This window comes from uncultured Cocleimonas sp., from assembly GCF_947495625.1.
Taxonomy (GTDB): Bacteria; Pseudomonadota; Gammaproteobacteria; order Thiotrichales; family Thiotrichaceae; genus Cocleimonas.
In genome coordinates this window covers 114,279-127,197 of the sequence record NZ_CANLZW010000003.1, presented here as the reverse complement: position 1 = coordinate 127,197, position 12,919 = coordinate 114,279, and the positions used below count along the sequence as shown (strand labels likewise).

Here is a 12,919-nt window from a genome sequence, read left to right as displayed (position 1 = left end):
AATCTACTTTTTGAACCTACACAAACAGTTGAGTTCAACTACAATTAAAACAGTTAAATTAGATCATTTCATTTTGAGGAGAAAAATATGTCGAAGCAAAAAGTATCATTTTTAGGCTTAGGAGCTATGGGTTACCCAATGGCGGGATTTCTCGTAAAAAAGGGTTATGAGGTCACTGTTTTTAATCGTACTACAGCGAAAGCCGAAAAATGGGCTGATGAATACTCGTCTAATGAAAACCCAGCAAAATTTGCTGTAACTCCGGAAGAAGCTGTTGCAGATGCCGACATCGTTTTCACTTGTCTGGGTAACGATAATGACGTCAGAGAAGTTTTCACAAAAATATTCGCTAGCGCTAAAACCGGAGCATTATTAGTTGACCATACAACAACTTCCCCGAGCCTCGCTCAAGAATTATATGCTGAAGCCCAAAAACACAATATGGAATTCCTTGATGCACCCGTATCTGGCGGCCAGGCAGGAGCAGAACAAGGGATTCTTACAATTATGGTTGGTGGTGATCAAACAAGCTTTGATAACGCTTTAGATGCTATGAATAGTTATGCCAAAGCGACCACTCTGATTGGTTCTTCAGGTAAAGGGCAAGCCCTAAAAATGGTAAATCAGCTTTGCATAACCGGTATATTACAGGGATTAAGCGAGGCCTGGAGCATGGCTAAAGCTGTTGATATCGATGCTAAAATGATGGTTGATGTACTGCAACATGGCGCCGCAGGTTCCTGGCAGATGGTGAATAGAACAGAGACAGCCATGAATAATGAGTTTGACTTTGGTTTTGCGATCGACTGGATGCGCAAAGACTTGGCCATTTGCTTTGATGAAGCCGAAAAACTCGGCGTCGAGTTACCTCTTGCAAAACAGGTGGATGAAAAATACGCAGAACTCCAGGACCGCGGTTATTCTCGATCTGACACTTCTGTGCTTGTAAAGCAATTTGATAACGAAAAAAGATGATGAAAAGCGATGAAAACTTATTCAGGTAACTGCCATTGCGGTAATGTTAGCTTTTCTTTTGAACACTCAGAAGAGATTACTGCGGGTTTACGTTGCAACTGTTCGTTTTGCAAACGCAGGGGCGCACTAATGACAAATTTTGTGATTCCACCAGATGCATTCCATATCGAATTGAAAAACCCGGATAACCTTGGCCTTTATGAGTTTGGTGACAAAGTAGGTCATCACTTCTTCTGTAAGGTTTGTGGCATTTACCCATTCCATCAAACAGTGAGAATGCCTGACCACTATCGCGCCAATCTTGGCTGTATTGATGAGATTGATACAGACAATATCGATGCCGCAGTATTTGATGGAAAAGACCTATAGCATCTGCCTGAAGGTGAGGTTAATTCTTGGCTCGTGAACTTTTGTCGTTTTGGGTAGAGAATGCAACCAGTGCTGCTGGGTCTCGCCTTTCATTAGCAAAAGACTCCCTTCTTCAAGCTCAAGTGTAACAGTTTCTCTGCTTTGCTTGTGCTTGAAAGAAAACTTCCGTTTTGCCCCTAAACTCAAAGAAGCAATTACCGAGTTTTTACCCAATTCTTTTTCATTATCGCTATGCCAGGATAGTCCTTCAGCCCCAGTATGGTAGAGATTGAGCAGGCAGGAATTAAAAACGGCGTTTGTGTGTTTTTCAACGATCTGCTTCAATTGTAATAACTCCGCAGTCCACATATGTGCTTGCTTGGTAGTATTTGAATAGGTATAGCTGTATGGTTTATCGCCATACCACGCGATTTTTCTATCAGTGATTATATGTTTACCATGAATAACCACTTCATCATTTTTCCAAGCGATATTTTGCAGTAAATCCAAGCGGATTTGTTTGGCGAAATCGTACTCTAAAATACAGCCATAATAATAAACATCCCCATCATAAGGCAGGATATTCAGATCAGAATCAAAACCAAATAAATCCATATTTACGTCTTGTCGTTTTTGCTATTTGCAATCTGAGCAGCTTCCCACCCAAGCATGGCAGACTTCCTTTCTGGCCCCCACATGTAACCACCAGACACGCCATTAGCTCTGATAACACGATGACAAGGAATCAAAAAAGCAACAGGATTACTCCCGATGGCAGTGCCCACCGCTCTGGATGCTTTAGGACGTTGAATAATATCTGCCACATTACCGTAGGTATTTAGCTGGCCTAAAGGAATTTTTAATAGTGCTTCCCAGACATTTAACTGGAACTCGGCCCCTTTAATATGCAAATTTATCATCCCATCATTGAATGAGTCAGACCCACTATTATATGAATCAAACTTACCAAAATTGACAACGTGTGAATGAAGTTCTTTTTCGGCTTCTATGAAGGTAGCTTGAGGAAATCGTTTTAGTAACTCCTCAAACGTCTTTCTTTTATCCTCCACAACAAACCCCATATAACAAATTCCCTTATCTGTTGATGCAACCAACACCAAACCAAAAACACTTTGCATATATTGATAATATATTGTGAGTGACTCTCCTCCTTTTTTATATTCGCCGGGTGTCATTCCTTCAATTTTTATAAATAAATCATGCAATCGTCCGGTACCAGACAAGCCAGTTTCTTCTGACACTTCTAATAAAGTAGACTGGCTCTCTTTGAGAATCTGTTTGGCATAATTAATACTGGTGTACTGGAGAAATTGCTTAGGACTAATACCGGCCCAATCGGTAAATAAGCGCTGGAAGTGGAAAGGACTCAAGTGAACTTGCGCAGCGATTTCATCCAAACTGGGCTGTTGCTGAAAATTTTCTTTGATAAATAAAATAGCAGCTTCGATGCGCTCGTAATCTCGACTATCTGTATTTTGTTGAATGTTACTCATGATGACTACAATCCTGTCTGATTAAGAACATCATAGGTTTTATAGCAAAGAAACAAAACCCGAAACTTGCTAATCCATCAGTGAATTTTAGAATGAATACACCCCCCTACTTTGAGCGGTTTTTTTAGATAGTTTTCCAGTTCTTGATTATTCCTATATACTCCACGATCTTACACACCTAGATTGTTAAAACATATATTCTGAATAATATGACCACTAACTTCATACTAGAATAACAGTCAAATCAGTATTCTACCTCACAGATCATTTGCTTCTATCGCCTAATCCTTTATGAAAATTTTTAAATCACTTCTGTTCTGGTTATTTTTTGTTACCCCGATGACTTTGGGAACACTTTATTACCTCAAAGTAGCAAGCCCTCAGTATGAAGCGAATGCGCACTTCACTATTGAAAAACAAGGTCAGGGTCAATCAGATCCTTTAGGTGCTCTAACAGGACTTCCTGGAAGCGTATCATCGACAAGAGATGCTTTGATCGTTAAAGACTTTATAGAATCCAGAGAAGTCATCGAACGTACCAAGCAATATTTTGACATTAATGAGCTCTATGCACGTGAAGATAAAGACTTCCTGTCCCGATTAGAACAAGACTCCAGCATAGAGGATATTGTTGAATACTGGCAAAAAAAGGTAAATGTAGAATTTGACACCACTTCTGGAATAGTGGATTTAAAGGTCACTGCATTTGAGCCTGAGTCTGCAGTAAAAGTGATAAAGGCTATTTTAACGGCCAGTGAGGATCTGGTTAATACTTTATCTGAAAAATCTCGTCAGGACAGTTTAAAATTCGCACGACAAGAATTAAAAAATGCCGAAACAAAACTAAAAAATGCGCGTACAGATGTAAGAACTTTTCGCGAAAAAGAACAAGCACTTAGTCCAGAACAATCCGCGGAATCAAAACTAAAACTGGTAGAAGAATTAGAAGCTGAGCGTGCTCGTGCAGAAGCAGATTTACGAAGCCTCAGACTCGAATTTCCTGACACATCCAGAAAGATCATAGAAGCCAAAAACAAAGTTTTCTCCCTGAAAAAACAGGTTAATATTGAACGCATCAGAAGTACAAGAATCACTGATAGCACTGATGCAAAAACCATGAGTTCGATAATTTCAAAGCACGAGGAACTATTAACAGAGCAAGGCTTCGCAGAAAAATCTTATGAAGCAGCTCTTTTAAATCTTGAACAGTCACGTATTGATGCGACACAACAACATCGTTATTTAATTGTTATTGTGCAACCTAAACTGCCCGAAAAACCCTCTAAACCTAAAACACCAGATGATTATATTATTCTCTTTTTAGCATCTCTTTTATTATGGGGGTTGTTAGGTTTAATTATATCTTCTATCAGAGATCATGCTGGTTGGATGTGATCAACGATAATTTCACTGACCTTTAAATCTAAATTTTATCATGGAATTTTTAAACGCATTAAACGTTCAAGGTAGAGTAATTTCTGCACTCACCTTACGAGAAACTCGAGCTAGATATGGCAATAGCAAACTTGGGTTCTTTTGGGCATTATTTGAGCCTTTCGCACATGTTGTCGTGTTTATAGGTATTTTCTCAGCACTTGATAGAGCAACTCCGCTGGGAGATAGTATGGGGCTATTTATTCTCACTGGGATTATCCCCTGGTTACTTTATAGCAATATTGTCAGCAATGTCACAACAGGATTAAGTTCAAACAAAGCATTACTCGGATATCCCCAAGTGATGCCTATAGACATCACCATTTCACGAGTAGCTCTAGAATTTTCAACCTTGTTTTTAGTTATGCTGTTCTTTTTAGCTATCGCACATTATATGGGCATAAGAATTAGGATAGATAGCTTTCTAGAAATGATGAAACCAACAGGGTTAATCATTCTACTTGGCACTGGAATTGGTTTAATTAATGCTGCAATTATTCCTCACTACCCTTCATACACAAGTATTTTCAATGCGTTTTCCCGACCTTTATATTTCATTTCAGGAATATTTTTTACAGCTAATTTTCTTTCACCGGAAGTCTTCGAATTTGTAGATTTCAATCCATTGATTCATTTAATCGAATGGTTCAGGTCTGGATACTATCCTAGCTTTGAAAGTGATTTGTATGATCCAGAATATGCTGTTTTTATCTGCGTAGGAATATTCACCCTTGGGTTATTAGTGGAAAGATTAAGTAGTAAAAAGGCTCGACAAGTATGATTGAGTTTCGAAATGTTAATAAAGCTTACGATATGGCTAATGGCCAGAATATTGTTCTTAAAAATGTTAACTTTAAATTTCCTGAAAGAAAAAATATTGGTGTCTTAGGAGTTAATGGTGCCGGAAAATCAACCCTTCTAAGATTGATAGCTGGGAGTGAATATCCAGACAGCGGTAGAATCATCCGAAAAGGAAGATACTCATGGCCTTTAGGCTTTACAGGCTCATTCCATCCTTCTCTAACAGGAATAGAAAATCTGCGCTTCGCCTGTAGAATCTATAACGCAGATATAAAATATGTCACTGAGTATGTTAAAGACTTCTCTGAGATTGGTGATTATATTTACGAGCCCATAAAAACATATTCATCGGGTATGCGCTCTCGCCTCGCGTTTGCTTTGAGTATGGCAATAGACTTTGAAGTCTATTTAGTAGATGAAATTATGGGGGTTGGTGATCAGGGTTTTCAGAAAAAGTGTAAAGATGCCTTTGCTGCAAAAAGAGAGAACTCAAGTATCATCATGGTTTCACACAGCATGGCAACCATTAAAGAATATAGCGATGTCGCAATATTACTGACTGGCGACAATTTAGAAATTCACGACGATGTAGAGCAGGCAATAGAACTTTATAGTGCGTTCACTACAGCTTCAACCTAAGGAAAAAGGTGCTGAGGCAATCCTTTAGTCTGCAACAGCGCTGCAATATCCATACTCAAAGCAATCGACACATGCACAGCTACACCTCCCCAGATGGATCGTGTATGAAGCGCCAAAACACCTAAAAATAAACCGAAGAATATAGCTCCACTAGCCTCTAACCACGGCTTGGATAAATGTATCATCATATAAGGCACAATCATCACGAAAATAGCGTTAACGCCAAATGCAGGGCGACAGGCTTGTATGATAAAGCCACGAAAGAAAAACTCTACGCAAATAAATTGAAGTAAATACACTATTTCCCAGGCGATCAAATCAAACCAGCTGCGATGCGCCAGCTTATAAAATGGATAATGATTAGAGAAGTCATCTCGAAAACTTACGATGACAACAAAAGATAAAATAGGAGCTGCAAGCAACACATACCATTTTATATGTTCTCTTAAACGCCCAACTCCTAAACCGTAATTCTTTAGAGGTTCTTTTAAGATATATTTAATTGTCAAAACTGGTATCAACACAAACGTTATTAAATGCCAAAAGCCCCACCACGCTTGCGTCACTAGTGGAAAGAATGTTTGTCTACGCAACTCCATCACTTTCGCAGCTGGATTATCTGAAACTTGAGAAAACCATAGATTTAATGTTGCATAAAAAGCCGTATTAAATTTAAGGTAATGAAGCAGCAATATACACAAAGCAACGACCATTAAAACGATAGCCGGCCTCTTATCCCAATAAATCCGGCCAGGCTGAAGATTCTGACTATTTGCGTCTTTAACATCCTTATTTAAAAAGGATTGTTCATGAATGGACTGCAAAACCTCGAGAAAATTTGTAAATAATTTCATTGTTGAATTGTAACTGAAAATACCCATATAAAATTAATCATAAGTATCAATTTTGTTATCTATTAGTATTTAATGATATACTACCGTACAAATTAAATTTAACCTTCAAAGGGTACATAATGGAAATCGAAGTAGAAGGCAAAACAATACAACTCAGTGAAGCAGGCTGGTTAGAAGATCTAAGCGAATGGTCAGAAGCCATTGCAGAAAAAATTGCAACAGAAGTAGAAGGTATTGACGAACTTACTCCTGAGCACTGGGACATCATTAACCTCACCCGTAAAGCATTTTACGATAACGGTCAGGTAGCTGAGCCACGTAAATTCATGAAGATGATGAAAGAAGAATTCGGTAAAGATCGCTCATCAAATAAGTATATCTTTAGCTTCTTCCCTAAAGGCGGATTGATTAAATCAGCCAATAAAGTGGCTGGATTACCAAGACCTAAAGGCTGTAGTTGATTTTAACTTTTATATTACATTAAGAGTTAAAAAATGATTCAAGGAGCCAGTCACGTAAAAACGACTGGCTTTTTTAATGGCGTTAATTTGCTATGATACTTATATTTATCAAAACTTAAGCATGTCAGCAGAAATAGAATCACTAAAACTTAAATTACGAGAGTTCGCCGAAGAACGTGACTGGGATCAGTTTCATTCGCCGAAAAACTTTTCTATGGCGATGATTGTTGAATGCGCAGAATTAGTTGAGCACTTTCAATGGCTGACGGATGAACAAAGCAAAAATCTTTCTGCAGAGACTCTGGATGAAGTAAGCCTGGAAATGGCCGACATTTTTATCTATCTAATTCGACTGGCAGATAAATTAGATGTCGATCTTGTAGAGACAGCAAAGCGTAAAATGATTCTAAATGCTGAAAAATACCCTGTTGAAAAGTCTAAGGGATTGGCGATCAAATACAATAAATTATAAAGTCACCCCCCTACTTTAAGGCACTTTTTCAATATTTTGATTCCACTTGTTAGCTATTTATCAGCTAAGAAAGTCCTTTCAATATTTTTGCATTTATCTTTTGCTGCTGCTCACAACGAGCTCTATTGGCAACAAAAATACTCTTTAACGTATCTACCGAGTCATTAAAGTCATCATTTATCACGACGTAATCAAATTCAGAGTAATGCTGAATATCATCAACCGATTGACCCAAGCGTTTTGAGATGACTTCATCACTATCCGTACCTCTACCACGCAAACGCTTTTCTAGCTCTTCTTTGGAGGGTGGCAAAATGAAAATTGACAACGAATCAGGCATCAAGTCTCTTACTTGCTGAGCACCCTGCCAATCAATTTCCAGAATCACATCAACGCCTTTGTTGAGTATATCTTCCACTGATTTTTTAGCGGTTCCATAATGATTACCAAACACATTTGCATGCTCTAAAAACTCGCCATTATGTACACCATTGAGGAAGGTATCTGCATCGATAAAATGATAATGCTTTCCGTTAACTTCGCCTTCACGGGCTTTACGAGTAGTATGAGAGACGGCCATTTCAGCACCGTCCAATGTTTCCAATAGCTTAGTAATCAAACTGGTTTTACCCGCTCCCGAAGGTGCAGAAATAATGTATAGTGTTCCCGTACTCATTTACCACTCTCAAAAAAATTAATTATTATGTCTTCTAAGAATCGTATTATCACTGTCCCAGCTTTTTCTGACAACTATATCTGGCTTATTTGTGATGAAAAGCAACAATACGCCGCGATTGTCGATCCGGGAGATGCTACTCCTGTCATTGAAGCGTTAGAAAAAGATAGCATTCAACCTGTTGCCATTCTCATCACCCATTTTCATGCAGATCATGTTGGCGGTATTGGTAAATTATTAGAAAAGTATCCAGATCTTCCGGTTTATGGACCTGCGAGTGAACGTATCCCACATATTACGCATCCACTCCAGGGGAATGAAAAAATCCATATTGATCAGATTGATACAGACTTTCAGGTAATGAATGTACACGGTCATACTGCCGGGCATATTGCTTATTACACACTGGAAGAAAACGCTGACCAAACAGGAGAAGGTCGTCTATTTTGCGGTGACACGCTCTTTGCCGCAGGTTGCGGACGCGTTTTCAACGGCACCATGAAAGATCTTCATGACTCTCTAGCAAAAATTTCGAAACTGCCTAAAGATACGCTGATCTACTGCGCTCACGAATACACGATGGACAATATTGGGTTTGCCAAATGGGTAGAACCGGATAGTGGTGACCTTTTGGCAAGAGAAGAAGATTCAATGGCATTGCTGGATAACGATCAGGCTACAGTCCCCTCTCGACTATCATTAGAGCTGGAAACCAATCCATTTCTGAGAACTCATTTACCTCATGTAATTAATAGAGTTTCTGAAATAGCGGGCAAACCGTTACAAAACTCTACAGAAGTGTTTACGGCAATGCGTACCTGGAAAGATTCGGAATACGATTAATAGCCTTATCATTCTAGTTAAGCTCAAGGTCACCCCCCTACTTTAAGGGGGTTTTACATTAACTCTTTATTCGACAACTCAGCACCAAAACTGATGCACCATTAATTCTATTAGTGCTTTTTAAGTATCAAACTCAATTTTGCTATGACTACCATCGCAATACGGTTTATTCGCCGAAGCCCCGCAACGACATAACGCAGTCATACCTTCTTTCGCCACTTCTTCACCATCGGGCATGGTTATTGTTATATTCCCTTCTACCAATAATGGGCCACCTTTGGCTACTTTTACTTTGGTTGTATTACTAGTATCTGATTCTTGCATGTTTTTTTCTTGCATTGCGACTTCCTCATTTTGTTTAATTGATAACGCCCCAGATGGGCATTTTTTAACCTGCGCTATTACTTCTTTTTCTGAGCATTCACTCAATGTTACCCATGGTCTATTATTTGGATTAAACACCTGAGGTAAATCATGAAAACATATTTTAGAGTGTGAGCATTTGGCGGGTTGCCAAACGACCGTAATATTATCTTTAGAATAATGCTTGATGACTTCTTTCATAAATTCCTCCTTAATACCTTGTAAGTTTAACTTTGAAAATAGCTCTAAAAAATACTTCTAATAATCTCTTCACTTATCTAACGATTGCCGTATAAACATAATTACTGGAAGTTTCCTGCGTATATGGATTAGCAAACGATACCAGATGAGATTTAACATCAGCAAAAACACTTTCAAGTAACTGGATAAAGTCATCACTTGCTTTAACGTCCGACCAAAGCGCAAATACACCTCCCTGATTTATTTTATTGGCTAAAGAAGACAAACCCTTGCTGGAATAAAAGGAAGCATTCCCAGGCGATAATAAAAAGCTGGGCGAATGATCGATATCCAAGAGTACAGCATCTACTTTTTTATCCTGATTAGCTTTACCAAAGCCCTGAGTATCTGCACTCGCAATGGCGAAGAAATCTCCCAACACTAGCTCACAACGAGAATCAGCCATGAGTTCCTCACCTAAAGGCACCAAACCTTTTTCATGCCATTCAATCACTGGCGGCATCACATCGATCACTTTCAAGGTTGCAACAGAAGAATTCTCTAGCGCCGCTGCTGCCGTATAACCGAGCCCCAAACCGCCGACGATCACATCTAGTGGTTTATCATCAAACTTATCGCCAAGCGCTGCTAAACCAAGGTGAGAGAGTTGTAATTCTGCTTCGACAAACAGACTCGACATCAAAAACTCTTCATTCATCTTAACTTCGTAAATGAGTTTATTTTCCAGGCGAGGCTCTGAACGCTTTCTTAAGCTTATTTCGCCAAGTGGCGTATGTCGAAAATCGAGTTCTTCGAATATAAGAGGCAAGGCTAATCCCAGAAGGCTTTAAATGATGGATTATTCGCTCTCTGCCAATTTATCGCAAGTAATCTAGTATATTAACATCAGTGACTGAAACAATTAGGAGTACACACTTTCACACCCCTTACTTACCATGAGCTTGCCATTTTGTTTTTTGAAATGGACAACTCATGTATACCAAAGCTTAGAACTAGCTCGTCGACAGTCTATACCTCGACTAAGTTTTTACAATTAAACTTCAAGTTCTTTCAGATCCCCTTTACCCAACCCATCAATCGTCCAGGAACCCACTCGATACCGAATTAAACGTAATGTTGGATAGCCGATTGCTGCGGTCATCCGCCTAACCTGCCGGTTTCGACCTTCACTAATCGTAATTTCCAACCAGCTATCCGGAATGGTCTTACGAACACGTACTGGCGGATCCCGCTCCCACAATAAATAAGGCTCTGGAATAATTTTGATTTTTGCTGGCATGGTCATGCCATCTTTGAGTTCTACGCCTTCACGTAATTTATTTACGTCAGACTCCTTCGGCTCACCTTCCACCTGCACCCAATAGGTTTTAGACATTTTATGTTTTGGGCTGGCTATTCGATTTTGAAGCTTTCCATCATCAGTTAACACCAATAAACCTTCACTATCACGATCAAGACGCCCTGCCGCATATACACCTTTTTGTTTGATGTAATCAGCCAGAGTCGCACGCCCTTCGCTGTCAGTAAATTGGGTTAAAACACCGAAGGGTTTATTGAATAGAATTATTTTTGACATAAAGATAAACTAACACACTAAGCTACTAACACACTATGCTAAAAGATTTACAAGAGACTACTTTAACCACTATGTCACAAATAACAACACTAAGCCGCATAAGAAAAATATTCACAGCTAAGCCACTATGCATAATTTTTAGCGGGTTATTTCTTAGTGCTTGTAGCGTTACTTCCCCTAAAATGAACGAGCCCCTGAAGGCTAAATCTAGCTCAGAATTAGCAGCATTAGGCTCAGCACCAAAAAATCAACGATCTGACGAGCTTTCTTTATTTATGGCATTTTCAGGTGGTGGAACCCGTTCTGCGGCACTGTCATACGGCGTTCTAAAAAAATTACGTGACACCAACGTCAATATCGGCAATAAACAACGACGCTTACTGGATGAAGTCGACATGATTTCATCGGTATCTGGCGGAAGTTTCACCTCAGCGTATTATGGTTTATTTGGCGATGGCATTTTCAAAGATTTTGAGAAGAAAGTGCTTAAGAGAAAAATCCAGACAGAATTACTCAACCTTTCTTTATTTAGCCCAAAATCCTGGATTCGATTAGCGCCAGCGCTGTTTGAACGCAGCGATCTAGCCGCAGAATATTATCACCAGACTATTTTCAAAAAGAAACATTTTGGCGATATGCGCCCCGATGCTCCATTTATCGTTATCAATGCGACAGACTTGTCATTGGGACAAGGCTTTTCTTTTACTGGCTATCATTTCAGCTGGATTTGCTCAGATTTAAATAGCTATCCGATATCTCGTGCCGTTGCTGCCTCTTCTGCCGTGCCTGTTGTTTTCTCTCCTATCACTCTGGAGAATCACGCGGGCAGTTGCAAGTTTTCACCTATCGTTTGGGATGTTCAAAAACGCAATAGAAACAAAGTAAAAAATAAGCAAAAGCGTTATAAAGATGCCCTTAGAGTTAAAAACTACCGCGATAATAAAAAGTTAAAATACCTGCATTTAGTCGATGGTGGAGTCGCTGATAATCTGGGCATACGCTCTATTCTGGATATCATTTCGTTTCATAACGACAGCATGTGGAGTGCGATGAAAACCTACGGCATGCAGGACACCAAAAAGATGGTTTTTATCAGCGTTAATGCCGCCAGTTTTCAAAACCCCATTATTGCCACCCGAAAGCGAGCGCCTTCAACGGTTGATGTGATTGATACCACCACCACAATCCAATCCAATAAGTACAACACGGAGACTATTGACTTATTAACGAGCAAATTCCCTGTCTGGAAAAAACAAGTACAAACATCACGCTGTCGAGAAAAGCCCAGTAAAGACTGCGCAAATATAGAGTTTCAATTGATTGAAATTAATCTTGAAGACCTGAGACCCTCGGAACTTAAAGAATTAGGAATCGTTCCCACTGCCCTCGAGCTACCGAATAAAACCGTAGATCAACTGGAAGATGCTGGCATGAAATTAATGCAACGCTCAAAGAGCTTTCAAGCATTTATTAACGGGCTAAAGTAAGGCATTCAATATTTAAGGTCACCCCCCTACTTTGGAGCACTTTTTTAAAAGCATTCTCAAAGAGATGCTTCAAAGCCTGCTAGAAAGGAGACATCAACACTTCTGCGGATATAATAATTGTCGCCGCAAGCATTAGGCTAATGATCAATATGGGTAAGATTGTAAGTTTCATGATTAGCTCCTTTGTCTTTTATGACTGTGACTATTGCTGTATGAATAATATATTGGATTCTCACTGTTAATTCCGTGAAGTTCATCACACTTTCACAAAAGAT

Annotated in this window: 16 protein-coding genes; 9 read left to right on the top strand and 7 right to left on the bottom strand. The window is 39.3% G+C overall.

Features of this window, described 5'->3' with window-relative positions; genetic code table 11:
- The first annotated feature begins 57 nt into the window (after nucleotides 1–57).
- Both Q1A31_RS02805 and Q1A31_RS02800 read left to right on the top strand, forming a co-directional pair.
- Nucleotides 58–975, top strand: coding sequence for an NAD(P)-dependent oxidoreductase (locus Q1A31_RS02805; RefSeq protein ID WP_366942962.1), 918 nt, complete (start codon nucleotides 58–60; stop codon nucleotides 973–975).
- Nucleotides 976–984: 9 nt separating this feature from the next.
- On the top strand, nucleotides 985–1,344 hold the full coding sequence (locus Q1A31_RS02800; RefSeq protein ID WP_299872020.1) for a GFA family protein: 360 nt from the start codon (nucleotides 985–987) through the stop codon (nucleotides 1,342–1,344).
- Here Q1A31_RS02800 and Q1A31_RS02795 read toward each other — a convergent pair.
- Nucleotides 1,339–1,938, bottom strand: a complete 600-nt coding sequence (locus Q1A31_RS02795; protein ID WP_299872017.1) for an alpha-ketoglutarate-dependent dioxygenase AlkB — start codon at nucleotides 1,936–1,938, stop codon at nucleotides 1,339–1,341. The two genes, Q1A31_RS02800 and Q1A31_RS02795, sit on opposite strands and share 6 nt — an antisense overlap.
- Nucleotides 1,939–1,940: 2 nt before the next feature.
- Entirely contained in the window at nucleotides 1,941–2,837 is an 897-nt protein-coding gene (locus Q1A31_RS02790; RefSeq protein WP_299872015.1) for a bifunctional helix-turn-helix domain-containing protein/methylated-DNA--[protein]-cysteine S-methyltransferase, read from the bottom strand.
- A gap of 291 nt (nucleotides 2,838–3,128) precedes the next feature.
- Here Q1A31_RS02790 and Q1A31_RS02785 point away from each other — a divergent pair, with 291 nt between their 5' ends.
- Genes Q1A31_RS02785 through Q1A31_RS02775 form a run of 3 tightly spaced genes read left to right on the top strand, consistent with a single transcriptional unit; the run spans nucleotide 3,129 to nucleotide 5,711 of the window.
- Complete coding sequence (locus Q1A31_RS02785; protein ID WP_299872012.1) at nucleotides 3,129–4,232, top strand: hypothetical protein; 1,104 nt, start codon at nucleotides 3,129–3,131, stop codon at nucleotides 4,230–4,232.
- A 40-nt stretch (nucleotides 4,233–4,272) separates the two neighbouring features.
- Complete coding sequence (locus tag Q1A31_RS02780) at nucleotides 4,273–5,052, top strand: ABC transporter permease (RefSeq protein ID WP_299872009.1); 780 nt, start codon at nucleotides 4,273–4,275, stop codon at nucleotides 5,050–5,052.
- Nucleotides 5,049–5,711, top strand: a complete 663-nt coding sequence (locus Q1A31_RS02775; protein ID WP_299872007.1) for an ABC transporter ATP-binding protein — start codon at nucleotides 5,049–5,051, stop codon at nucleotides 5,709–5,711. Before Q1A31_RS02780 ends, Q1A31_RS02775 begins: the two co-directional genes overlap by 4 nt.
- Here the strand turns inward: Q1A31_RS02775 and Q1A31_RS02770 are convergent.
- Nucleotides 5,708–6,565: a CPBP family intramembrane glutamic endopeptidase gene (locus tag Q1A31_RS02770; protein ID WP_299872005.1), complete on the bottom strand. Its 858-nt coding sequence runs from the start codon at nucleotides 6,563–6,565 to the stop codon at nucleotides 5,708–5,710. The two genes, Q1A31_RS02775 and Q1A31_RS02770, sit on opposite strands and share 4 nt — an antisense overlap.
- A gap of 119 nt (nucleotides 6,566–6,684) precedes the next feature.
- Here Q1A31_RS02770 and Q1A31_RS02765 point away from each other — a divergent pair, with 119 nt between their 5' ends.
- Together Q1A31_RS02765 and Q1A31_RS02760 are read left to right on the top strand one after the other, a co-directional pair.
- A complete protein-coding gene (locus Q1A31_RS02765) occupies nucleotides 6,685–7,026 on the top strand; it encodes a TusE/DsrC/DsvC family sulfur relay protein (RefSeq protein WP_131907441.1) in 342 nt (113 codons plus the stop codon).
- Between the two features lie 121 nt (nucleotides 7,027–7,147).
- Nucleotides 7,148–7,498: a nucleotide pyrophosphohydrolase gene (locus tag Q1A31_RS02760; RefSeq protein WP_299871999.1), complete on the top strand. Its 351-nt coding sequence runs from the start codon at nucleotides 7,148–7,150 to the stop codon at nucleotides 7,496–7,498.
- A 64-nt stretch (nucleotides 7,499–7,562) separates the two neighbouring features.
- Here Q1A31_RS02760 and gmk read toward each other — a convergent pair whose 3' ends face one another.
- Nucleotides 7,563–8,174 (bottom strand): guanylate kinase, encoded by a 612-nt coding sequence (gene gmk, locus Q1A31_RS02755; protein WP_299871996.1) that lies wholly within the window; start codon nucleotides 8,172–8,174, stop codon nucleotides 7,563–7,565.
- Between the two features lie 27 nt (nucleotides 8,175–8,201).
- On the opposite strand from gmk, the gene gloB reads away from it, so the two are divergent.
- Nucleotides 8,202–9,017 carry a hydroxyacylglutathione hydrolase gene (gene gloB / locus Q1A31_RS02750; protein ID WP_299871993.1) on the top strand — a complete coding sequence of 272 codons (816 nt, stop codon included), beginning with the start codon at nucleotides 8,202–8,204 and terminating at the stop codon, nucleotides 9,015–9,017.
- A gap of 120 nt (nucleotides 9,018–9,137) precedes the next feature.
- Here gloB and Q1A31_RS02745 read toward each other — a convergent pair whose 3' ends face one another.
- The 3 genes from Q1A31_RS02745 to Q1A31_RS02735 form a co-directional block, all read right to left on the bottom strand.
- The gene (locus Q1A31_RS02745) at nucleotides 9,138–9,581 is read right to left on the bottom strand and encodes a (4Fe-4S)-binding protein (RefSeq protein WP_299871990.1); all 444 of its coding nucleotides are present in this window, start codon (nucleotides 9,579–9,581) and stop codon (nucleotides 9,138–9,140) included.
- Nucleotides 9,582–9,654: 73 nt separating this feature from the next.
- Nucleotides 9,655–10,389 (bottom strand): hypothetical protein, encoded by a 735-nt coding sequence (locus Q1A31_RS02740; protein ID WP_299871987.1) that lies wholly within the window; start codon nucleotides 10,387–10,389, stop codon nucleotides 9,655–9,657.
- Nucleotides 10,390–10,614: 225 nt separating this feature from the next.
- Nucleotides 10,615–11,157 (bottom strand): pseudouridine synthase, encoded by a 543-nt coding sequence (locus tag Q1A31_RS02735; protein WP_299871984.1) that lies wholly within the window; start codon nucleotides 11,155–11,157, stop codon nucleotides 10,615–10,617.
- A gap of 182 nt (nucleotides 11,158–11,339) precedes the next feature.
- On the opposite strand from Q1A31_RS02735, the gene Q1A31_RS02730 reads away from it, so the two are divergent.
- Nucleotides 11,340–12,644, top strand: coding sequence for a patatin-like phospholipase family protein (locus tag Q1A31_RS02730; RefSeq protein WP_299871982.1), 1,305 nt, complete (start codon nucleotides 11,340–11,342; stop codon nucleotides 12,642–12,644).
- Nucleotides 12,645–12,919 lie beyond the last annotated feature (275 nt).